The organism is Nocardioides pini (genome assembly GCF_026712185.1).
GTDB classification, from domain to species: domain Bacteria; phylum Actinomycetota; class Actinomycetes; order Propionibacteriales; family Nocardioidaceae; genus Nocardioides; species Nocardioides pini.
On record NZ_JAPPUX010000001.1, the window covers coordinates 109221 to 130275 of the forward strand.

The window sequence follows — 21055 nt, forward strand, 5'->3', positions numbered from 1 at the left end:
TAGGACATCCAAGTATCTACTCGCGAGTCACCAGCCGCGGCGGTCACCGGATATCCGGTGACCGCCCTGCTTACAGGTACAGATCTGTACCTGTAAGCACGGAACTCGGGTGCAAACCCGCCCTGCGTCAGACGTCGCCGAGCCCCGACCGCAGCCCGGTCAGCCGGTCGGTGAGCTCGCGTACGTCGCCCTCGGGGAGGCCGGGGGTCTCGAAGACCTCGCGGTTGAGGACGGCGGTGGCCTCCTCGACCGCGTCGCGGCCGGCGTCGGTCAGCACGGCGCGCACGACGCGCTTGTCCTCGTCGCTGCGCACCCGCTCGACGTAGCCCTGGGCCACCAGCCGGTCGACGGCGCTGGTGACGCTCGTCGGGTGCACCTGGAGCAACGACCCGAGCCGCGACATGGGCATCGCGGCGCCGCGGGTGAAGGACAGCAGCCGCAGCACCTCGTAGCGGGCGAACGTCAGGCCGCGCGGGCGCAGCACCGCGTCGATGCGCTCCATCAGCAGCTGCTGCGCACGGACGACCGAGGTCACCATGGCCATCCCGTCGGCGGCACCGGCCCAGCCGTGGGCGACCCACTGGCGGTGGGCCTCGCTGATGGGGTCGCGGGTCATGGGAGGCGAGGCTACCCAGCCAGGCCGGACAGCACGGCGTGCGCCTCGACCATCGCCGGGCCGTACCACGTGAGCAGCCGCCCCGACACCAGTCGCGTCGGGGTGCGCAGCGCCTCGGGGCCGTCGTCGGCGGTGAAGACGTAGGGCTCGTCCGGGAGCAGTACGACGTCCGCGCCGGCGCCGTCGATGTCGTCCGGGGTCACCGTCGGGTAGCGCCCGTCGCGGCCGGCCAGCACGTTGGTCAGCCCGGCGCGGGCGAGGAGGTCGTCGGTGTAGGTCTGCGACCCCACGACCATCCACGGGTCGCGCCAGATCGGCACGGCGACCCTGAGGCGAGGGGCGGCGGGGACGGACCACAGCGTGCGGGCCTCGACCAGCCACGACGGGTCCGGCAGCCCGAGGGCCTCGCGGAGCAGCCGTGACATCGACTCGAGCGACTCCTCGACGATCTCGATCCGCGTCACCCAGACCGCGACACCGGCGTCGCGCAGGCGGCGTACGTCGAGCTCGCGGTTCTCCTCCTTGTTCGCCACGACGAGGTCGGGGGACAGGGCCCGGACGGCCGCGAGGTCGGGGTTCTTGGTGCCGCGCACCCGCGCGACGTCGAGGTCGGACGGGTGGGTGCACCAGTCGGTCGCGCCGACGAGCCGATCGGCCGCCGTGGCCGCCAGCGCCTCGGTCAGCGACGGCACGAGGGAGACGATCCGCGTCGCGGGGGCCGGCAGGGGGACGTCGGCCCCGAGGTCGTCGCGCATGTGTCCGAGGCTAGCCACCACCCGCGCGGGTGGAACGCACCACGAAGTGACGAGGCATGGGCACCCGGCGTGATGGAGTTGGCCCCATGAGCAAGCACGCCCGTCCCCGGGGGCTGCCGGTCGACGGCGTCGAGCGGCCGACGGCCGACGGCTGGACCTTCCCGGCGCGCAACCCGGCGACCGCGGAGCCGCTGTGGGACGTCCCGGACGCCGGGATCACCGACGCCCGCGACGCTGTCACCGCCGCGCGTCGCGCCTTCGACGCCACGCAGTGGAGCACCGACGCCGACCTCCGCGCGGACGGTGTACGACGCCTCGCCGCCGCTGTCGCCGACCACGCCGACGAGCTGGTCGCCCTCATGGCGGCCGAGACCGGGGTGCCGGTCGCGCTGCGGGATGCCCACCTCGACGACGCGCTGGCCGCGATGACGACCGGCTCGCAGGGCGACCCGGCCGGCGTGACGGTCGTCGTCACGCCCGCCACCGCGCCCCTGTCCGTCGCGCTCGCCGAGGTCGGTCGCGTGCTCGTCGAGGGCGGGACCGTCGTGCTGAAGCCCGCCCCGGAGGCCGCGACCGCCGCGCTGGAGCTGGGCCGGCTCGCCCTCGACGTCCTGCCGCGCGGTGTGCTCAACGTCGTCACCACCCGCGACGTCGACGTCGCCATCGCGCTGACCCTCGACGAGCGGGTCGACGCCGTCTCCCTCAGCGGGTCACCGGTCGTGGCCGAGCGGGTGCAGGTCGCGGCCGAGCGGGCCGGCAAGCGCGTCCGCCTGGACGTCGGCGGGCCGAGCCCCGTCCGGGTCGGCGACGACGAGGACCTGGAGGCGGTCGTCTCCGCTGCGGCGTACGACGTCGCGGCCAACGCCGGCCAGGGCTGTCGGCTGCCGGCCAGCGTCGTCGTACCCGTGCACCGGCACGCCGAGGCGATGAAGGTGGCCGTCGAGGCGATGGCGGACGTCAGGGTCGGCGATCCGGGCGACCCCGCCACCCGGTGCGGGCCGCTGCGCTCGGTCGTCGCCCGCGACCGGGTGCGCCGCTACGTCGACCTCGCCCGCTCGGAGGGCGGTGACGTCGCCCTGGGCGGTCAGCCGCTCGACCGGCCCGGCTGGTGGTTCGCCCCCACGGTGGTCGGAGGCCTCGCGCCCGGCTCGCGGCTGGTCCGCGAGGAGGTGCTGGGCCCGGTGCTGATGGTCGTCCCGGGCTGAGGCGCGGATCGGCCTCACTCGTCCGCGTCGAGGTGCGGGTCGGCGAGCAGGTACTGCGTGAGCCGGCCCTGGTGGGTCCGGTCGTGGTGGCGCACCGGCTCCGGGACCATGCGGCCCTCCGCGGCGTCCCAGAAGCGGTCGACCCGTCGGGCGACGACGCGGGCCAGGTGGCCCGTCACGCCCTGGTGCGGGATCCACGGGTGCGGTCGCGTGGGCGAGGCGAGCTCGGCGTGGTGCAGCCGGGCGCCCAGGTCCTGCGGGCCGTCCCCCGTGTGGTCGTCCTCGGCGAGCAGCGCCTCGGCGAGCCGGAGCTCGAGGGCGCACACCGCCTCGAGCTCGCGGTGCACCTCCGCCCAGATCCCGGGCCAGGGCCGGCCCACGGCGTAGATCGAGCCGTAGAGCCTGGCCTTCACCAGGGCGAGGGCCTCCTCGTAGCTGCGGCTGGCGGCGAGGTACTCGTGCGCGAGGTCGTGGCCCCCGGGGAGGTCGCGCACGAGGGGGGCGATCGCGTCGACCATCGCGGCGTTGTGGCGGCTCGCGATGGCGAGGAAGGTGTCGATGGCCGTGTAGTGGTCGCGGGGACGGCCCAGGTTCGGCCGCGCGCTGCTGGCCAGGTCCAGCCGGCGCCGGAGGTCCTGGTGGGTCATGTCGAGGTCGTGGGCGAGCGTGATCACGGCGATCATCTCCTCGGAAGAGCCGTGTCCCTCCAGTCTCCCTCGCCCGGCACCGATCACAAGGTCGCGGGACGGGCCATCGGGACGTGCATGACGCCGTCCTCGTCGAACTCCGGCCCCGTCACCACGAAGCCGTAGCCCTCGTAGAAGGCGGTGAGCCCGGTCTGGGCGTCCAGCCGCACCTCGCGGTCGCCGCACAGGACCATCGCCTCGACCATCATCACGGCGGCCAGGCCGCGCCCGCGCGCGGACGGGGCGACGACCACACGGCCGATGCGCGCCCACCCGCCGTCGTCGAGCACGCGCAGGGTGCCGACCACCGTCTGCTCGTCGTCGAGCAGCACGACGTGGCGGGTGGCGTCCTCGAGGTCGCGGCCGTCGAGGTCGGGGTAGGGGCAGTCCTGCTCCACGACGAACACCTGCTGGCGCAGCCGCCACACGTCGTACGCCGTGCGCGGGGGCAGCTCGTCGAAGCCCGCGACCAGCACCTTCACCGGAGGAAGTCCGTCACCTGGCGGAGGGCGCGGGCGCCCTCGGGGACGAGGGGGAGCAGGCCGTAGACGTGGATCAGGTCGGGCTCCTCGATGGCGGTGAGGTCCCAGCCGGCCTCCGCGGCCCGGCGGGCGAGCAGGCGGCAGCCGGGCGCGAGCAGGTCGCGGGTGCCGTAGAGCATCAGCGCCCGCGGCAGCCCGGTGAGGTCGCCGAGCGCGGGCGACACCTCGGGGCGGCCGAGGTCGGCGTCGGACCCCGCCCACCACGCGGCGTACGCCTGCACCTTGCCGATGAACAGCCACGGGTCGATCGCGTCGGCGGCGAAGGTCTCCGGTGTCGAGGTGGTGAGGTCCACCCAGGGTGCGTGCAGCACGAGCGACGACGCCTGCGCGAGCCCGCGGTCGCGCATCGACAGCGCCATCGCCAGCGCGAGCCCGCCGCCTGCGGAGTCGCCGGCCAGCACCGCCCCGCCCTCCGAGGCGGCCCACCGCGCGGCGTCGTCGACGAGCGCGTCGTGGGAGTCCTTCCACGTGTGCTCGGGTGCGAGCGGGTAGTCGGGCATCACGACGCGGGCGCCGATGCCGTCGGCCAGCCGCGTGGCGTAGCGGACGTGGAACGGGTCGATCGGCGCCATGTAGCCGCCGCCGTGGACGTAGTAGAGCGTCCGCGTCACCGGGCGTCCGCGCGGGGTGAGGACGTGGCACGGGAAGCCGATGTCGCTGACCGTCGCCTCCCAGCGCCTGGTGAAGCGGGGAACGACGCGGGTGGGGAGCGTGCGGTCGAGCGTGCGGTGCCACGCCTCGACGCGCGCCCGCTCGGTCGGCTCGTCCTCCAGCTCGCGCGAGCGGCGCACGGCGGGCACGAGGCGGGCGAGGAGGTCGTGGCGGCGGCTCGGCATGGGAGGCAGCGTAGGTGGAGGGCTAGGGTGGGACCTACGAAGACAGGGGAGCACGTGCAGGCGTGCTGAGAGTGCGGACCAGCCGCAGACCCTCCGAACCTGATCCGGTTAGCACCGGCGCAAGGGAGTCACACATGTCGCACGCACGCAGCCGCGCTGCCCTCACCACCTCGACGCTCGCCGCGGCGACGGCACTGGCCCTCGCGGGCTGCAGCCTCGCCGGCGGCGACGGGTCGACCGCCACCGAGCCGTCGACGTCCTCCTCGGACACCGGGCAGGGCGGCGGCACGGTCGTCCTGGCCACCCACGAGTCGTTCCACCTGCCCAAGAAGCTGGTGAGGGCGTTCGAGGCCGAGACCGGCTACGACCTCGAGGTCCGCGCCGCCGGGGACGCCGGCACGCTGGCCACCAAGCTCAGCCTGACCGCCGACAACCCGATCGCGGACGCCGCCTTCGGCGTCGACAACACCTTCGCGTCGCGGCCGCTCGGCGAGGGCGCGTTCGCCGAGGTCACCACGACGGCGACCCCGCCCGCGGAGTACGCCCTGCCCGAGGGCGGCGACCGGCTGGTGCCGGTCGACTCGGCCAACGTGTGCGTCAACGTCGACACCGCCTGGTTCGAGCGGGAGGGCCTCACGCCGCCGACGACGCTCGAGGACCTGGCCGACGACCGCTACCGCGACCTCTTCGTCACACCGGGCGCCTCGACGAGCAGCCCCGGGATGGCGTTCTTCCTGGCCACCGTCGCGGCCTTCGGCGACTCCTGGCCGGACTACTGGACCGACCTGCTCGACAACGGCGCCAAGGTCGTCGACGGGTGGGAGGACGCCTACTACGGCGACTTCACCGCCGGCTCCGACAACGGCACCCGCCCGATCGTCGTGTCGTACGACTCGTCCCCGGCGTTCACCGTCAGCGGCGGGCGCACCACGACGGCGGCGCTGCTCGACACCTGCTTCCGCCAGGTGGAGTACGCCGGCGTGCTCGAGGGCGCCGACAACCCTGCGGGCGCCGAGGCGCTCGTCGACTGGATGCTGTCCGACGAGGTGCAGAGCGCGCTGCCGGAGTCGATGTACGTTTTCCCGGTGATGCCGGGGGCCACGGTCCCGCCGGACTGGGCGGAGTTCGCGCCGCAGCCGACCGACCCCTACGAGGTCGACCCCGCCGAGATCGACGCCAACCGCGAGCAGTGGCTGACCGAGTGGACCGACGTCATCTCGCGATGAGTCTCGATACGCCCGGGCTCGTTCCTCGCCCGGCCACTCGACCACCGAGGGCTGCGCGCCGCGTCGCCGGCCTCCTGGCCATCGCGGCCGCCCCCGTCCTGGTGCTGGGCGTGCTCTTCGTCCTGCCGGTGGCCGGCATGGTCGCCGAGGGGTTCGTGGTGGACGGGCGGTTCGCGCCCGGCGCGGTGCTCGACGTCCTCGCGCGCCCGCGCGTGCACCGCGTCGCCTGGTTCACCGTGTGGACCTCCGGGGTCGCGACGCTGCTCGCGGTCGTGCTCGGGCTGCCGGCGGCGTACGCGCTCCACCGGCTCGCGCTGCCGGGGCGAGCGGTCGTGCGGGCGGCGCTGCTCGTGCCGTTCGTGCTGCCGACGGTCGTCGTCGGCGTCGCGTTCCGCCAGCTGCTGGGCGAGGGCGGGCCGCTGGGCTTCCTCGGCCTCGACGGCACGCCCGTCGCGATCGTGTGCGGCCTGGTCTTCTTCAACGTCGCCGTCGTGGTGCGCACCGTCGGCGTGGCGTGGGAGTCGCTCGACCCGCGCCCGGGGCAGGCGGCGGCCGCGCTGGGCGCCTCGCCGTGGCAGGTGCTCCGCACCGTCACCCTGCCGGCGCTGCGGCCCGCGATCGTCGGCGCCGCGAGCATCGTCTTCCTCTTCTGCGCGACCGCGTTCGGCGTCGTGCTGACGCTCGGCGGCGTGCGCTACTCGACGGTCGAGACCGAGATCTACCTGCTCACCACCACCGTCTTCGACCTGCAGGCGGCAGCCGCGCTGTCGGTGCTGCAGATCGTGGTCGTCGTCGCGCTGCTCGCCCTCGCCGCGCGGCTGCGGGCGACCCCCGACCCGACGGCCCAGCGCGCCGTGGCGCCCGCCCGGGCCGTACGCCGCTCCGACGCACCCGTCGTCGTCGCGACGCTGCTGGTGCTGGCGGCGATGCTGCTGCCGATCGTCACGCTGGTGCTGGGGTCGCTGAGCGTCGGCGACGGCTGGGGGCTCGACAACTACCGCGCGCTCACCACCGCCGGCGACGACCAGGCCCTGCTGGTGCCCGTCACCACGGCGCTCCTCGTGAGCCTGCGCACCGCCGTCGACGCCATGTGGATGGCACTGCTCGTCGGGATCGTGGTGTCGCTGATCGTGACGCGGCGCTCGCACTCGGTCGGCGAACGTCGGGTCCGCTCGACCCTCGACGGCTTCTTCATGCTGCCCCTGGGCGTCAGCGCGGTGACGCTCGGGTTCGGCTTCCTGATCACCCTCGACCGGCCGCCGCTCGACCTGCGCGACTCGCCGCTGCTGGTGCCGATGGCCCAGGCGCTGGTCGCGCTGCCACTCGTCGTGCGCAGCCTCACCCCGGTGCTGGGCGGCATCGACGACCGGCAGCGCCAGGCCGCCGCGTCGCTGGGCGCCTCGCCGTGGCGGACGCTGCTGACCGTCGACCTGCCGGTGGTCTGGAAGCCCGTGCTCGCCGCCTGCGGCTTCGCCTTCGCGGTGTCGCTGGGGGAGTTCGGCGCGACGTCCTTCCTGGCCCGCGACACGAACCCGACCCTGCCCGTCGTGATCTTCCGGCTGATCGGGCATCCCGGTGAGGCGAACTACGGCATGGCGCTGGCGGCCTCCGTCGTCCTCGCCGTCGTCACCGCGGTGGTGGTCCTGGGCGTCGAGCGGCTACGCGTGCCGGGTGTGGGAGCGTTCTGAGGTGCTGGCCCTGCGGGACGTGACCGTGCGCTACGGCGACGCCACGGCCGTCGACGACGTCTCGCTCGACCTCGCGTCGGGACAGGTGCTGGCCGTGCTCGGTCCCTCGGGCTGCGGCAAGTCCACGCTGCTGCGCGCGGTCGCGGGCCTCGAGCCGCTCGAGTCGGGGTCGATCTGCTGGGACGGCGAGGACCTGGCCGGCACGCCCACCCACAAGCGCGGCTTCGCGCTGATGTTCCAGGACGGGCAGCTCTTCGCCCACCTCACCGTCGCCCGCAACGTCGCCTACGCGCTCCGGCTCCGGCGTACGCCGGCCGCGCGTGTCGCCGCGCGGGTGCGCGAGCTGCTCGACCTCGTGGGGCTCTCCGGGTACGACGACCGGCTGCCCGGCACCCTGTCCGGCGGCGAGCGGCAGCGCGTCGCGCTCGCGCGGGCGCTGGCCGTCGAGCCGCGGCTGATCCTCCTGGACGAGCCGCTGTCGGCGCTCGACGCCACCCTGCGCGAGCGGCTTGCCGGCGACCTGCGGTCGATCCTGCACGCGGCGGGGACGACCGCGCTGCTGGTCACCCACGACCACGAGGAGGCGTTCGCGCTGGCCGACCGGTTGGCGGTGATGCGCGGGGGCCGCGTCGTGCAGCAGGGCGCGATCGACGAGGTGTGGCGCGAACCGGTCGACGAGGAGACCGCCCTGTTCCTCGGCTACGCGCGCGTGCTGCGCGACGCCGCCGCACGCCGCGTGCTGGACGCCGCCGCGCTGCCACCGGCGTACGCCGTCGCGCTCCGCCGCTCCGCGCTGGTCGTCGACGACGAGGGCCCGCTGCGCGCCGTCGTCGAGTCGGCGCGCGTGACGCCTGAGCTGGTGCGGCTCGTCGTCGGCGCCGAGGGGGTGGGCTCGGTCGACGCGGTCGCGCCGCTGGGCGGCCGGGTGGCCCCCGGTGACGAGGTGTCGCTGCGCGTCGACGTGACACGTCTCGCGGTGCTGGCGATCACCCCCTGAGGTGGACCCGTCCCTAGACTGGCGTCCGTGTACAGACCGGCCTATGCCCTGCTCGTGGGAGTCGCCGCCACCATGGGCGCGCTGGCTGTCACGGCCGCGCTCGTGCTCGACCGGCCGCTGGTCGACCCGGAAGGCTTCCTCGGTCCGTCGTGGCTGCGGCTGCCGCTGCTGATCCTCGGTGCCTTCCTGCTCGACATCCTGCCCCGGACGCTGTGGTACTCCCGGATGAAGCCGGCGCTGATGCCCGACATCGCCCGCGAGCGCATCCGTGAGCACTGGGACCGCGAGCGGATCACCCTCGTGGTGCTCGGGCTCGTGTCCTTCTACATCACCTACGTCTGCTACCGGAACCTCAAGTCGTTCCTCCCCTTCATCATGGGCGAGGACAAGTACGACCGTGAGCTGCACCTGATCGACCGGGCGCTGATGTTCGGCCACGAGCCGGCGACCATCCTGCACACCATCTTCGGCACCGGCTTCTCCGCGCACATCCTGTCCACGATCTACCTGTGGTTCCTCCCGCTGGTGCCGCTGGCCCTCGCGGCGTGGCTGGTGTGGTCGCGCAACATCACCTTCGGCTACTGGTTCGCCACCTCGCAGTGCCTGGCCTGGTCGCTCGGCACCGCGTCCTACTACGCGCTGCCGACCCTCGGCCCCGGCTTCCAGTACAGCTACCTCTACGCCGACCTCCCCGACACCGGGTCGAGCGCGCTGATGGAGTCGTTGTTCTACGGCCGCAAGGGGGTCATCCGTGACGGCGCGGAGGGGGCCGTGCAGTCCGTGGCCGGCTTCGCCTCGCTGCATGTCGCGATCACCCTGCTGGTCGCGCTCATGGTGCAGTACACGCTCCGCAACAAGGTCCTGCACATCGTGTTCTGGACCAACTTCGCCATCACCGTCGTCGCCACCCTCTACTTCGGCTGGCACTACATCGCCGACGACCTCGCCGGCGTCGTGATCGCCCTCTTCTCCTTCTGGCTCGGCGGGCTCGCCAGCGGGCAGAAGTTCGACAGACGCGGGTTGTCGAGCCATCCGACCTCGACGACCAGCCAGGTCCCCGTCGACGCCGACTGACCGGCGTACGCCGTCTGCTGCTGCCCGCTCGCGAGTCACCGGATATCCGGTGACCGACCTGCTTACAGGTACAGATCTCTACCTGTAAGCAGGCAACTGGGGTGCACAGCAGCTCAACCGATGCTCCGACCGCGAGCCCGGAGCACTCCGCGGATTCGCGCCGCAAGCAGCTCGGGGCGGCCGAGGTCCGACCACGTGACCCGGATGCAGGTCCAGCCGGTCAGCAGGCACACGAGCTCCTCGCGCTTCTTCTCCCGCATCAGGAACTCCTCGAGAGTCTCGCCCTCGCGTCGGTGCAGCTCGTACTTGATGCGCCCGTCGAACTCGACGAACACCTCGAGCTCCGGCCATGCGAAGTCGGTGCGAGCGACGAGCCGACCGCGCTCGTCGCGGATCTCCATCTGAGGCTCGGGCACCGGCAACCCGTGCCGATGGACGACGAACCAGAATCGATCCTCGCCCACTGACTCCAGCCGGCCGTCGGCCATGCGTAGGACGAGGTTCGCGGTGAGTCTGCCGGGCCAGTAGGCATGGTCCCGCATCTGCTTACGGAAGTCGTCGATGGTCATCGCGCCCATGTGCAGGAGCCTGTTGACCGCGACGAGCCCCGCCTCGACGCCGACCACGGTCGTCAGCTCGAACGCCGCCCTGGCCGCTGTGCTGATGGGCACGCCGTTGAGCACTTCGGTGTCACCCGGCCCGATCAGGCCGCGATGGGGCACCCAGTCGTCCTGTCGGCGTCCGGCACGCTCGGGTTGTTCACGCGTGGTGTGGACGACGTCGAGGGGCACACCCCAGAGCGGAACGCCGCGCTCGACCAACGACGACACGTGGGTCAGGACAGTCGCCTCGTGGGCCCTTGCCAGCACCGCGCGCGCCCGCAGGCGGTGCTGGTCCTCGGCGCTGCAGGCCTCCCAGACGTCGTACGGCACGTAGGCGCCGTACCGGACGCGATGCAGTCGTCGCGTCCTCACCAGACAGTCGATCTGCGTGTCGGTCATGCCGTCGGAGAGCAGCTCGCGACGGAGGCGCACGACTCCTGTCAGGTCGCGGGGCTTCGCAGGCGGTCGGTTCATGCGCGACGTCTGCCCGCTGACGACGACGGTCACGCACGGTCGTCGGGATCTGTGGACAACCGTCGGTCGGGGGTGCGCACCCGAGTTTCGGGCTTCGCGTCCGAGATCCGTACCTCGAAGCAAGGCGGTCACCGGATATCCGGTGACCCCGCTGCAGCCGCACATAGAACTACATCGTTGTAGTTCGCAAGTCGACACGCCGGGCGATGGTGAAAAAGTTGAGGAAACTGTTCCTTGTGTGACCAAAGTTCACTAACGTGCCTCGAGTTGCCCGTGCGAAGGGGAAGTCGCACGGGCCCGAGACCACCAGGGGAGCCCCGTGCCCGTCGCAGCACCGCAGGACCGCGAGCCGCAGCGGCGTACGACGTCGCGCTGGGCGAGCGCGGTCGTCCTCGTCGCCGGGCTGGCCATCGGCGGCGGCCACGCGGCGTACGCCGATGGTGACCCCACACCCAGCAAGTCCGACGTCGCCGCTGCGAGGGACCGCGCCGACGCGAAGGGACGCGACGTCGCCGCGGTGCAGGCCGACCTGATCCGCGCCGACCTCGCGCTCGAGACCGCCGGCGACCGGGCCGCGCAGGCTGCGGAGGCGTGGAACGGCGCCCGGTGGCGAGCCGAGCAGGCCCGGGCCGACGCCGACGAGGCCGACGAGGCCGCGGAGACGGCCCGTGAGGACGTCGAGTCACAGCGCGAGCTCTACGCCGCCACGGTGGTGCAGTCCTACGAGGACGCCACCCAGGTGCAGGGGCTGGCAGCGGTCGTCGAGGCCGACGGCATCGAGTCGCTGGTCGACCGCACGGTGACGATGGGCAACACCTCGGACGCGCTGAACCACCAGTACGACGCCTTCCTCGCCTCGTCGGCCGTCGCCGACGTCACCGCGTCGACCGCCGCCCAGGCATCAGAGCGAGCTGCGGCGGCCGAGGCCGAGGCCGAGGCTGCGTACGACGCCGCCGCTGCCGCGGAGGCCGCCGCCGGAGCGGAGGCGCAGTCGGTGTCCGCCACCAAGGCCGACCTCATCGCCGAGCTCGCCGAGCTCGAGGGGATCAGCGTCCGCCTGGCCGAGAAGCGGCAGTCCGCACTGGAGCGTGAGGCCGCGGAGGCTGCCGCGGCAGCAGCCCAGGCCGAGGCACAGGCCCAGGCGGAGGCAGAGGCGGAGGCAGAGGCCCAGGCTCAGGCAGCGGCACAGGGCCAGCAGGAGCAGGCCGAGCAGGAGCAGCCGACGCCGACGCCGTCCGCGCCCGCGACGCCGACACCCACGGTTACGTCCACACCCACGGTCACGCCGACCCCCACGGCGGCGCCGACACCGACTCCGCCCCCGACGCCGCCCCCGACGCCGACCCCGTCGTCGACACCGACTCCGGTCGATACCCCGAGCGCGACGCCGACCCCGACGGCGGCGCCGACGCCCACACAGAGCCCCACAACGACGACGACGCCCTCGCAGAGCCCGACAGCAACGCCGACACCCACTCCCGCGCCGACCCCAGCCCCGACCCCGGAGCCCGCTCCGACGGAGCCGCCGACCCCGACGCCCACTCCGCCCCCGACGCCCACTCCGCCGCCGGTGGCGACCGGTGCCGCGGCCGCGATCTCGTTCGCCACCGCGCAGATCGGTGAGCCGTACAAGTGGGGCGCCGCGGGCCCGAGCGCCTGGGACTGCTCGGGGCTCACCTCCGGAGCCTGGGCCTCCGCCGGCAAGGCGCTGCCCCACTACTCCGTCGCGCAGTACACGCAGTCCACCAAGATCACCGCCGCCCAGCTCGCGCCGGGCGACCTCGTCTTCTGGGGATCGTCCAGCAACCCGAGCTCGATCTACCACGTCGCCCTCTACGTCGGCGACGGCCAGATCATCCATGCCCCGCGTACGGGCCGGCCGGTGAGCCGGGAGTCGATGTACTACTGGCGGGCGCCGAACTTCTTCGCCCGCCCCTGAGGTTCGCACCCGAGTTACGTGCTTACAGGTGGAGATCTCTACCTTTAAGCAGGTCGGTCACCGGATATCCGGTGACCGCGAGCCAGCGACGGCCGCCTCAGCGGACCTTCCGCGCGAAGCGGGCGGCGAGCTCGCCGGGGTCGAGCTGCCCGTCGAGGATGAGGCGGGTGGGCCAGGCGGAGGTGTCGATGTCGGAGAGCTCCTCGAAGAGCGCGAGGTCCTTGGCGTAGACCTCGGCGACGTGGGCGAGGTCGTCGGCGGTCGGCGCGGTGCCCGGGACCTGCTCGGCGCCGGCGTGCCAGTTCTGCAGCGGCGGCACGCGCTCGAAGCGGGGCAGGTCGAGGAAGTCGGTCGTGCGGTCGACGGTGGCCGGGAAGTCCGCGAGCATCGCGCGCAGCTCGAGCAGCAGCCACTGCCGGCGGTCGAAGAGCTCGAAGCCGCGCTGGAGCTGCTCGCCGTAGAACCCGCGCGCCAGGCCGGTCATGTGCCGCCACCGCATGGTGCGTACGACGGCGGGGTCGGGCACCTCGTCCGGCAGCGAGGTGTGCGGCCACTCGGTGAGGAAGTCGGGCCAGTCGGGCCAGGCGAGGTTGCGCGAGCGCAGCATCACCCAGTGCGAGAACAGTCGCTCGAGCGGATCGCGGAACACGGCGACGAGCGGCATGTCGGGCTTGTAGTCGCGCATCCGCTCGAGCGCGTGGGGCCAGTAGAGGTAGGTGGGCGAGGCGTCGCCGAGCAGCCGGTGCACGCGGGCGCGACGCGGCGCGGTGTAGTCGCGGGCGTGGTCCGGCGCCGACCAGTCGACGGTCTCGTCGTCGAAGTAGTGCCGCTCCTTGTCGGGCGCCTGGCACACGAGCCGGTGCTGGTTCAGCGTCACCGCGAGCGTCGACGTACCACCCTTCTGCACCCCGACGACGGCGAAGTTGTAGGCCATCGAGCCCAGGTCGCCCGGAGGGGTGGCATCCGACACGTTCATCGCGGTGAACCTACAGGGGTGGCTACCTTTGGCGACATGGCCACCGACCAGGTTCCGCCCATCGTCGACGAGCTGCCCACGCCCGTGCCGGAGACGGCCCCGGCCCGCGTGGAGGACGACGCGGTGCACGCCGACGACTCGGGCTACCGGCAGCCGGAGGTCGACGTCGACGCGCTGCGCACCCTCCTCGACGGCCGCTACCGCGAGGTCCGCGACCTCGTCCGCGACAACCTCGCGGAGCACGCCCAGATCCTGCTCGACCAGGAGCAGATGAGCACGGCCGACTTCCGAGAGCGCGTCAAGGACGTCGTCGTGATGATGGCCGCGACCGGGCAGACCGGCATGGGCTTCCCCGAGGAGTACGGCGGTGGCGGCGACATCGGCGCCTCCATCGCCGCGTTCGAGACCCTCGCCCTCGGCGACCTGTCGGTGCTGGTGAAGGTCGGCGTGCAGTTCGGCCTGTTCGGCGGCGCGATCCTCCAGCTCGGCACGAAGACCCACCACGACGCCTACCTCGCCGACCTCGTCAGCGGCCGCACGATGGGCTGCTTCGCGATGACCGAGAGCGGCCACGGCTCCAACGTGCAGGCCCTCGGCACCGTGGCGACGTACGACGCCGAGGCGCAGGAGTTCGTCATCACGACGCCCGACGACGCGAGCCGCAAGGACTACATCGGCAACGCGGCGGCCCACGCCGAGCTGGCCGTCGTCTTCGCGCAGCTCGAGGTCGGCGGCGAGCGCCACGGCGTGCACGCCTTCGTCGTGCCGGTCCGCGAGGACGGCCGGGTGCTCGACGGCGTCCGCATCGAGGACTGCGGTCCCAAGATGGGCCTCAACGGCGTCGACAACGGACGCATCTGGTTCGACGGCGTCCGCGTGCCGCGCACGGCCCTTCTCAACCAGTTCGCCGAGGTGACGCCCGAGGGTCGCTACCTCTCGCCGATCGACAATCCCAACAAGCGGTTCTTCACGATGCTCGGCACCCTGGTCCAGGGCCGGGTGTGCGTCGGCGGCGCCGGCATCAACGCCTCGAAGGTGGCGCTCGCGATCGCCACCCGCTACGCCGTGCGCCGCCGCCAGTTCGAGGCCACGTCGCCCGACGAGGAGCAGGTGCTCCTCGACTACGGCATGCACCAGCGCCGCCTGCTGCCGCTGGTCGCCCGGACGTACGCCCTCCACTTCGCGCAGGAGGTCGTGGCCGGGCAGCTGCACGAGGTGTTCTCCGGGCCCGGGCCGACCGAGCCGGGTAGCGACGAGCACGCCCGGCGGATGCTGGAGTCGCGCGCTGCCGGCACCAAGGCCCTCGGCACCTGGCACGCCACCCGCACCATCCAGGAGTGCCGCGAGGCGTGCGGTGGTGCGGGCTACCTCAGCGAGAACCGGTTCGCGGCGCTGAAGGCCGACACCGACGTCTTCACGACCTTCGAGGGCGACAACCACGTCCTGCTCCAGCTGGTCGCCAAGGGCCTGCTCACCGACTACGCCGGCGAGTTCGAGGAGATGGACCAGCTCGGCATGGCCCGCTTCGTCGCCGGCCTGGCCGTCGAGACCGTCGTCGAGCGGACCGCGGTGCACAAGCTCGTCCAGTCGGTGCGCGACCTGCTGCCCGGCGGCGACACCTGGGACCAGGAGGCGGGCCTCCTCGACCCCAACTACCAGCTGGCGATGCTGCGCTTCCGCGAGGAGCACATGATCGGCGGCGTCGCGCGACGGCTCAAGCGAGGCATCGACCAGGGGGCGAACCCCGGTGCGGTGTTCTCCCGCGTGCAGGACCACGTCATCGCCGCCGCCCGCGCCCACACCGAGCGGCTCGTGCTCGAGGCCTTCGTCGCGAAGACCGCCGCCCTCCCCGACGGCGACCTCAAGGTCGCGCTCAACCTGCTGTGCGACCTGCACGCCCTCAGCACGATCGAGGCCGACCGGGCCTGGTTCATGGAGCACGGACGCCTCTCCAGCGCCCGATCCAAGGCGATCAGCCGCGAGGTCAACGCGCTGTGCCGCAAGGTGCGGCCGCTGGCGGTCGACCTCGTCGACGCGTTCGGCGTGCCGGACGAGATGCTGCGCAGCCCCGAGCTCCTGACGTGGGGAGGCGGAGGATGACCGTCGGGGGCCTGCCGACCCGCTGGGAGCCCGCCGGCGACAGCCGCGGGGTGGCGCTGGTCCTGCCGGGCCGCGCCTACTCGCCGAGCGCGCCGCTGCTGGAGTTCGCCCGGAGGGCGCTGCTGCAGCACGGCTTCGCCGTCCAGCAGCTGTGGTGGGACGCGGAGTCCCGCGGCGAGGAGGACCCCGAGCAGTGGGTACGCCGCCACGTGGCAGCCGCCCACGCCGGGGAGGACGCCGACCACGTGCTCGTGGTCGGCAAGTCGCTCGGCACCCGCGCCGCGTCGTACGCCGCCGAGCGCGGCCTCGACGCGGTCTGGCTCACCCCGCTGCTGGTCGACCCGGTGGTGGCCGAGGCGATCGCGGCCAACGCCGGCCGGCAGCTGCTGGTGGGCGGCCTGGCCGACGAGCTCTGGGACCCCGCCGTCGCCCAGGAGCTCGCCGACAACGGGTGCGACGTGCTGACCGTCGCCGACGCCGACCACGCCATGGGCACCGACGACGCGGTCCGCACCGCCGAGATCCACCTCGAGGTCGCCCGCGCCGTCGACACGTTCCTCGCCGGTCTCTGAGATGCCCGGCCCGCGCCGCCTCGTCGGGGCCTGGAGCGAGGACCCGCTCTGGGCCAGGGTCTACCCGGTCCTCGTCGACCACCCCGTGCTGGGCGCCCCGCTGTGGCGGCTCGGACTGGGCACCGACATCACCCGGCTCCACGCCGCGGCAGCCGAGATCGGCGAGCTGCCCGACGGGGCGCGGGTGCTCGACGTGCCGTCCGGCAGCGGGGTCGCCCTGCGCGGCCTGCGCCCGGGCGCGCACGTCGACCTCGTCGCGGCCGACATCTCCCCGCGGATGCTCGAACGCTCGGAGGCGGCCGCACGACACCAGGGCGTGAGCGACCAGGTCACCACCGCGCTGGCCGACGTCGGGGCGCTGCCCTTCGCGGACGGCACGTTCGACCTGGTGGTCTCCTTCACCGGGCTCCACGTCTTCCCCGACCCGCACCGCGCGATCACCGAGATGGTGCGTGTGCTGGCGCCCGGGGGCGCCATCAGCGGGAGCGCGCTGTTCGCCGACGACTTCAGCGGTGTCGAGCGGCGCTACGGGCTCGTGCACGCCGCCGGCCGGCTCGCCCGTGTGCTCGGCCCGATGTGCTCCTCGGCCGACGCGGTCCGGTGGCTGGAGGAGGCGGGCGCGGTCGACGTACGCCTCGAGATGAGCGGCGGGATCGGCTGGTTCCGGGCGACGAGGCCGGAGAGCTGAGCAGGGTTGTCACAGACCCGGCCCGGCCGGTGTCTCCATGTCACCGCAGCCGCCGACACCCGGTGGCCCGACGACGAGGAGATGACATGCCCAGCACGTTCCGCATCCCGCAGGCCAGGATCGACGGTGCCTACGGAGCCGTGATGACCCGGGTGGCCAAGCGCATGTGGGGCAAGGTCCCCGACAACGCCTACGTGCTCTGGCACAACAAGCCGGTCCTCAAGGCGGTCTTCGGCTTCGAGCAGAAGGTCGGCAGGTGGTCGGCCCTCGACCCGCACCTCAAGGCGTACGCCGAGATGGCCAGCGCCGGCGCCATCGGCTGCTCCTGGTGCCTGGACTTCGGCTACTTCATGGCCCACACCAAGGGGCTCGACGAGGCCAAGGTGCGCGAGGTGCCGCGCTGGCGGGAGTCCGACGTCTTCACCGACCTCGAGCGCGACGTGATGGCGTACGCCGAGGCGATGACCGCCACGCCGCCCGAGGTCACCGACGAGATGGTCGCCGACCTCGACCGCCGGCTCGGCCATGCCGCTGTGGTCGAGCTGACGATGATGGTCGCCGTGGAGAACGAGCGGTCGCGCTTCAACTCCGCGATGGGCCTGGCCTCGCAGGGCTTCAGCGAGGTCTGCGAGCTGCCGCTCGCGCAGGCTGGGACGATCACGGCGTGAACCGGACCGAGGCCTTCTCCGCCCACCGCAACCTGCTCTTCACCGTCGCCTACGAGATGCTCGGCTCGGCCGCCGATGCCGAGGACGTGCTGCAGGAGGTCTGGCTGCGGTGGGCCGAGGTCCCGGTCGAGGAGGTGCGTGACCCGCGCGCGTACCTCGTGCGGATGACCACCCGGCTCACGCTCAACCGGCTGCGCACCCTCGCGCGCCGGCGCGAGGACTACGTCGGCACCTGGCTGCCCGAGCCGGTGCTCACCGCGCCCGACGTGGCCCAGGACGTCGAGCTCGCCGACAGCGTCTCGACCGCGATGCTGCTCGTCCTGGAGACGCTGCCGCCCACCGAGCGGGCGGTCTTCGTGCTGCGCGAGGTCTTCGACGTGCCGTACGCCGAGATCGCCGAGGCCGTGGAGAAGTCCGAGCCGGCGGTGCGGCAGATCGCCAGCCGCGCCCGGACCCACGTCGCCGAGCGCCGACCGCGCGCGTCGGTGAGCGCGGCCGAGCGTGATGCGGTGATCGAGCGCTTCCGCGCCGCCACCGAGACCGGCGACCTGCAGGCCCTGATGGACGTGCTGGCGCCCGACGTGGTGCTGATGACCGACGGCGGCGGCAAGGTGAAGGCCGCGCTCAACCCGATCCACGGCCGCGACAAGGTCTTCCGCTTCCTCACCGCCGTCACCCCCGAGGGGCTCGAGCTCGAGCCGGTCTGGCTCAACGGGTCGCCGGCGATCCAGTTCGTCGTCGCCGGCCGGCGCGACGGCGTGGGCACGATGCTCGTCGAGGACGGCGTGGTCACCCGGCTGTTCCTGGTGCGCAACCCCGACAAGCTCGGCTCGGTGGCCGGCGAGGTGGGCCTGGCCCGCTTGTAACGCCGGGTTAGTGCCTCTACCCACTCGGATATATCCCAGTGGGTACAGGCACCAACCCGGCGTTACAGCGGCCCGGCCGGGCGTTCGCGGTGGGCGAAACCGGAACCGGAACATGCCTCCGGTTCTCCGGCGTTGAGAGGGCATGACGAACAACCAGTCGCTTCCCACCAAGCTCCCGGTGGTGTTCCTCCACGACACGGTCGTGCTCCCCGGCATGGTCGTGCCCATCGAGCTCGACGACCAGGCGCGCGCGGCCATCGACGCCGCCCGCCTCGCCCACGACGCTTCCCAGGACGCTTCCCAGGACTCGGACGCCGGCGCCGACGAGCCGACCCGCGTCCTCGTCGCGCCCCGCCTCGAGGACCGCTACGCCACCCACGGCGTGGTGGCCGTGGTCGACCGGGTCGGCCGCTTCGCCGGCGGCCGGCCGGCCGCCGTGCTGCGCGCCGAGCGCCGCGTCGCCATCGGCGCCGGCGTCACCGGACCCGGCGCCGCCCTCTGGGTGGAGGCCGAGGCCGTGCCCGAGACGGCCGTCACCGACGAGCTGCGCGCCCTCGCCGAGGACTACCGCACCCTCGTCGTGTCGATCCTGGAGCGCCGCGAGGCGTGGCAGGTGATCGAGAACGTGCGCCGCATCGCCGATCCCGGCGCGCTCGCCGACACCTCGGGCTACGCGCCGTACCTCTCCGAGGACCAGAAGCGCCAGGTCCTGGAGACCCCCGACGTGGGCGACCGGCTGCGCCTGCTCGTCGAGTGGACCCGGGCGTACGACGCCGAGGACGAGGTCAACGACAAGATCAGCCAGGACGTGCGCGAGGGCCTGGAGAAGAACCAGCGCGAGTTCCTGCTGCGCCAGCAGCTCGCCGCCATCCGCAAGGAGCTCGGCGAGGGCGAGCCCGACGGCTCCGACGACTACCGCGCCCGCGTCGAGGCGGCCGACCTGCCCGACGCGGTCCGCGAGGCCGCGCTGCGCGAGGTCGACAAGCTCGAGCGCTCCAGCGAGCAGGCCCCGGAGGCCGGCTGGATCCGCACCTGGCTCGACACGGTCCTCGAGATGCCGTGGAACGAGCGCACGCAGGACTCCAACGACGTCGCCGCCGCCCGCGCGGTGCTCGACGCGGACCACCACGGCCTCGACGAGGTCAAGGACCGCATCACCGAGTACCTCGCCGTGCGCGCCCGCCGCGCCGAGCGCGGTCTGGAGGTCATCGGCGGCCGCGGCTCCGGCGCCGTCGTGCTCCTCGCCGGCCCTCCCGGCGTGGGCAAGACCTCCCTCGGCGAGTCCGTGGCCCGCGCGCTGGGCCGCAGCTTCGTCCGCGTCGCCCTCGGCGGCGTGCGTGACGAGGCCGAGATCCGCGGACACCGCCGGACGTACGTCGGCGCCCTGCCCGGCCGCATCGTGCGGGCGATCAAGGAGGCCGGCTCGATGAACCCGGTCGTCCTGCTCGACGAGGTCGACAAGGTCGGCGCGGACTACCGCGGCGACCCCGCCGCGGCGCTGCTCGAGGTGCTCGACCCGGCGCAGAACCACACGTTCCGCGACCACTACCTCGAGCTCGACCTCGACCTGTCCGACGTGCTCTTCATCGCCACCGCCAACGTGGTCGAGCAGATCCCGTCGGCCCTGCTGGACCGCATGGAGCTCGTCACCATCGACGGCTACACCGAGGACGACAAGGTCGCCATCGCGCGTGACTTCCTGGTGCCGCGCCAGCTGGAGCGGGCGGCGCTGACCCCCGACGAGGTCACTGTGTCCGACGACGCGCTCGGCGAGCTCGCGGCAAACTACACCCGCGAGGCCGGCGTACGACAGCTCGAGCGGCTGCTGGCCAAGGCGTTCCGCAAGGCCGCCACCCGGCTCGCGACGGGTGACGTCGAGCGCCTCGACATCGACCGCGACAGGCTCACCGACCTCGTCGGCCGTCCGCGCTTCACGCCCGACAGCCACGAGCGGACCGACGTGCCCGGTGTGGCCACCGGCCTGGCCGTGACCGGTCTGGGCGGCGACGTGCTCTACGTCGAGACGTCGGTGGCGGACGGCACCGCGGGGCTCACCGTCACCGGTCAGCTGGGCGACGTCATGAAGGAGTCGGCGTCCATCGCGCTGTCCTGGGTGCGCGCGCACGCGGGGGAGCTGGGGATCGACCCGTCGGCGTTCGAGCGGTCGCTCCACGTGCACTTCCCGGCCGGCGCGGTCCCCAAGGACGGCCCGTCCGCGGGCGTGACGATGGTGACCGCCCTGGTGTCGCTGCTCACCGGACGCCCCGTGCGGTCCGACGTCGGGATGACCGGCGAGGTGTCGCTGGCGGGCCGGGTGCTGCCGATCGGCGGGCTCAAGCAGAAGCTGCTCGCGGCCCAGCGCGCCGGACTGACGACGGTGTTCGTCCCGGAGCGCAACCGCCCCGACCTCGACGACGTACCCGCCGAGCTGCTCAGCGAGCTCGACGTGCGCCCGGTCGGGCGGGTGACCGAGATCCTGGCCGAGGCGCTCGAGCCGGCGGTCGGCGCCGGGGTCGAGGCGGCCTGAGATCCCGCTGTAACGCCG

At 73.1% G+C, this 21055-nt stretch carries 19 protein-coding genes and 1 riboswitch; of the genes, 12 read left to right on the plus strand and 7 right to left on the minus strand.

What is annotated here, in order from left to right:
* Positions 1 to 127: 127 nt before the first annotated feature.
* Complete coding sequence (locus NYO98_RS00530) at positions 128 to 616, minus strand: MarR family winged helix-turn-helix transcriptional regulator (RefSeq protein WP_268109563.1); 489 nt, start codon at positions 614 to 616, stop codon at positions 128 to 130.
* An 11-nt stretch (positions 617 to 627) separates the two neighbouring features.
* Positions 628 to 1371, minus strand: a complete 744-nt coding sequence (locus NYO98_RS00535) for a helical backbone metal receptor (RefSeq protein ID WP_268109564.1) — start codon at positions 1369 to 1371, stop codon at positions 628 to 630.
* A gap of 86 nt (positions 1372 to 1457) precedes the next feature.
* Between NYO98_RS00535 and NYO98_RS00540 the strand changes: the two genes are divergently transcribed.
* Positions 1458 to 2576 carry an aldehyde dehydrogenase family protein gene (locus NYO98_RS00540; RefSeq protein WP_268109565.1) on the plus strand — a complete coding sequence of 373 codons (1119 nt, stop codon included), beginning with the start codon at positions 1458 to 1460 and terminating at the stop codon, positions 2574 to 2576.
* A gap of 14 nt (positions 2577 to 2590) precedes the next feature.
* Here NYO98_RS00540 and NYO98_RS00545 read toward each other — a convergent pair whose 3' ends face one another.
* From NYO98_RS00545 to NYO98_RS00555, 3 genes are read right to left on the minus strand one after another with little or no spacing between them, the layout of a single operon-like run.
* Entirely contained in the window at positions 2591 to 3259 is a 669-nt protein-coding gene (locus NYO98_RS00545; RefSeq protein WP_268109566.1) for a hypothetical protein, read from the minus strand.
* 47 nt (positions 3260 to 3306) lie between these two features.
* Complete coding sequence (locus NYO98_RS00550) at positions 3307 to 3744, minus strand: GNAT family N-acetyltransferase (protein ID WP_268109567.1); 438 nt, start codon at positions 3742 to 3744, stop codon at positions 3307 to 3309.
* Positions 3741 to 4640 (minus strand): alpha/beta hydrolase, encoded by a 900-nt coding sequence (locus NYO98_RS00555; protein ID WP_268109568.1) that lies wholly within the window; start codon positions 4638 to 4640, stop codon positions 3741 to 3743. Before NYO98_RS00555 ends, NYO98_RS00550 begins: the two co-directional genes overlap by 4 nt.
* Positions 4641 to 4674: 34 nt before the next feature.
* Positions 4675 to 4784, plus strand: a riboswitch (TPP riboswitch).
* Between NYO98_RS00555 and NYO98_RS00560 the strand changes: the two genes are divergently transcribed.
* The 4 genes from NYO98_RS00560 to NYO98_RS00575 all read left to right on the plus strand — a co-directional run bounded on the left by NYO98_RS00560 (position 4775) and on the right by NYO98_RS00575 (position 9625).
* Positions 4775 to 5866 carry a thiamine ABC transporter substrate-binding protein gene (locus NYO98_RS00560; RefSeq protein WP_268109569.1) on the plus strand — a complete coding sequence of 364 codons (1092 nt, stop codon included), beginning with the start codon at positions 4775 to 4777 and terminating at the stop codon, positions 5864 to 5866. It overlaps the preceding riboswitch by 10 nt.
* Complete coding sequence (locus tag NYO98_RS00565) at positions 5863 to 7554, plus strand: ABC transporter permease (RefSeq protein WP_268109570.1); 1692 nt, start codon at positions 5863 to 5865, stop codon at positions 7552 to 7554. Before NYO98_RS00560 ends, NYO98_RS00565 begins: the two co-directional genes overlap by 4 nt.
* Entirely contained in the window at positions 7538 to 8551 is a 1014-nt protein-coding gene (locus NYO98_RS00570; RefSeq protein WP_268109571.1) for an ABC transporter ATP-binding protein, read from the plus strand. Before NYO98_RS00565 ends, NYO98_RS00570 begins: the two co-directional genes overlap by 17 nt.
* Before the next feature lie 27 nt (positions 8552 to 8578).
* Positions 8579 to 9625, plus strand: coding sequence for a phosphatase PAP2 family protein (locus NYO98_RS00575; RefSeq protein ID WP_268109572.1), 1047 nt, complete (start codon positions 8579 to 8581; stop codon positions 9623 to 9625).
* A 113-nt stretch (positions 9626 to 9738) separates the two neighbouring features.
* Here NYO98_RS00575 and NYO98_RS00580 read toward each other — a convergent pair whose 3' ends face one another.
* Positions 9739 to 10701, minus strand: a complete 963-nt coding sequence (locus NYO98_RS00580) for a hypothetical protein (RefSeq protein WP_268109573.1) — start codon at positions 10699 to 10701, stop codon at positions 9739 to 9741.
* 319 nt (positions 10702 to 11020) lie between these two features.
* Here NYO98_RS00580 and NYO98_RS00585 point away from each other — a divergent pair, with 319 nt between their 5' ends.
* Complete coding sequence (locus NYO98_RS00585; RefSeq protein WP_268109574.1) at positions 11021 to 12640, plus strand: C40 family peptidase; 1620 nt, start codon at positions 11021 to 11023, stop codon at positions 12638 to 12640.
* A 97-nt stretch (positions 12641 to 12737) separates the two neighbouring features.
* On the opposite strand, the gene NYO98_RS00590 is transcribed toward NYO98_RS00585, so the two are convergent.
* Positions 12738 to 13616 carry a sulfotransferase domain-containing protein gene (locus NYO98_RS00590; RefSeq protein WP_268109575.1) on the minus strand — a complete coding sequence of 293 codons (879 nt, stop codon included), beginning with the start codon at positions 13614 to 13616 and terminating at the stop codon, positions 12738 to 12740.
* 36 nt (positions 13617 to 13652) lie between these two features.
* Here NYO98_RS00590 and NYO98_RS00595 point away from each other — a divergent pair, with 36 nt between their 5' ends.
* The 6 genes from NYO98_RS00595 to lon all read left to right on the plus strand — a co-directional run bounded on the left by NYO98_RS00595 (position 13653) and on the right by lon (position 21037).
* Positions 13653 to 15716 (plus strand): acyl-CoA dehydrogenase family protein, encoded by a 2064-nt coding sequence (locus tag NYO98_RS00595; protein WP_268109576.1) that lies wholly within the window; start codon positions 13653 to 13655, stop codon positions 15714 to 15716.
* On the plus strand, positions 15713 to 16288 hold the full coding sequence (locus NYO98_RS00600; protein WP_268109577.1) for an alpha/beta fold hydrolase: 576 nt from the start codon (positions 15713 to 15715) through the stop codon (positions 16286 to 16288). Before NYO98_RS00595 ends, NYO98_RS00600 begins: the two co-directional genes overlap by 4 nt.
* 1 nt (position 16289) lies before the next feature.
* The gene (locus NYO98_RS00605; RefSeq protein ID WP_268109578.1) at positions 16290 to 16976 is read left to right on the plus strand and encodes a class I SAM-dependent methyltransferase; all 687 of its coding nucleotides are present in this window, start codon (positions 16290 to 16292) and stop codon (positions 16974 to 16976) included.
* 86 nt (positions 16977 to 17062) lie between these two features.
* The gene (locus NYO98_RS00610; RefSeq protein WP_268109579.1) at positions 17063 to 17644 is read left to right on the plus strand and encodes a carboxymuconolactone decarboxylase family protein; all 582 of its coding nucleotides are present in this window, start codon (positions 17063 to 17065) and stop codon (positions 17642 to 17644) included.
* A gap of 56 nt (positions 17645 to 17700) precedes the next feature.
* Complete coding sequence (locus NYO98_RS00615) at positions 17701 to 18510, plus strand: RNA polymerase sigma-70 factor (RefSeq protein WP_407673854.1); 810 nt, start codon at positions 17701 to 17703, stop codon at positions 18508 to 18510.
* 142 nt (positions 18511 to 18652) lie between these two features.
* Positions 18653 to 21037 carry an endopeptidase La gene (gene lon, locus NYO98_RS00620; RefSeq protein ID WP_268109581.1) on the plus strand — a complete coding sequence of 795 codons (2385 nt, stop codon included), beginning with the start codon at positions 18653 to 18655 and terminating at the stop codon, positions 21035 to 21037.
* Positions 21038 to 21055: the final 18 nt, after the last annotated feature.

Excerpts from the sequence above, each read along its gene's own strand:
- NYO98_RS00530 (WP_268109563.1), bottom strand. The coding sequence starts at position 616 with ATGACCCGCGACCCCATCAGCGAGGCCCACCGCCAGTGGGTCGCCCAC.
- NYO98_RS00535 (WP_268109564.1), bottom strand. The coding sequence starts at position 1,371 with ATGCGCGACGACCTCGGGGCCGACGTCCCCCTGCCGGCCCCCGCGACG.
- NYO98_RS00540 (WP_268109565.1), top strand. The coding sequence starts at position 1,458 with ATGAGCAAGCACGCCCGTCCCCGGGGGCTGCCGGTCGACGGCGTCGAG.
- NYO98_RS00545 (WP_268109566.1), bottom strand. The coding sequence starts at position 3,259 with ATGATCGCCGTGATCACGCTCGCCCACGACCTCGACATGACCCACCAG.
- NYO98_RS00555 (WP_268109568.1), bottom strand. The coding sequence starts at position 4,640 with ATGCCGAGCCGCCGCCACGACCTCCTCGCCCGCCTCGTGCCCGCCGTG.
- NYO98_RS00560 (WP_268109569.1), top strand. The coding sequence starts at position 4,775 with ATGTCGCACGCACGCAGCCGCGCTGCCCTCACCACCTCGACGCTCGCC.
- NYO98_RS00565 (WP_268109570.1), top strand. The coding sequence starts at position 5,863 with ATGAGTCTCGATACGCCCGGGCTCGTTCCTCGCCCGGCCACTCGACCA.
- NYO98_RS00580 (WP_268109573.1), bottom strand. The coding sequence starts at position 10,701 with ATGAACCGACCGCCTGCGAAGCCCCGCGACCTGACAGGAGTCGTGCGC.
- NYO98_RS00590 (WP_268109575.1), bottom strand. The coding sequence starts at position 13,616 with ATGAACGTGTCGGATGCCACCCCTCCGGGCGACCTGGGCTCGATGGCC.
- NYO98_RS00595 (WP_268109576.1), top strand. The coding sequence starts at position 13,653 with ATGGCCACCGACCAGGTTCCGCCCATCGTCGACGAGCTGCCCACGCCC.
- NYO98_RS00600 (WP_268109577.1), top strand. The coding sequence starts at position 15,713 with ATGACCGTCGGGGGCCTGCCGACCCGCTGGGAGCCCGCCGGCGACAGC.
- NYO98_RS00605 (WP_268109578.1), top strand. The coding sequence starts at position 16,290 with ATGCCCGGCCCGCGCCGCCTCGTCGGGGCCTGGAGCGAGGACCCGCTC.
- NYO98_RS00610 (WP_268109579.1), top strand. The coding sequence starts at position 17,063 with ATGCCCAGCACGTTCCGCATCCCGCAGGCCAGGATCGACGGTGCCTAC.
- NYO98_RS00615 (WP_407673854.1), top strand. The coding sequence starts at position 17,701 with ATGCTCGGCTCGGCCGCCGATGCCGAGGACGTGCTGCAGGAGGTCTGG.
- lon (WP_268109581.1), top strand. The coding sequence starts at position 18,653 with ATGACGAACAACCAGTCGCTTCCCACCAAGCTCCCGGTGGTGTTCCTC.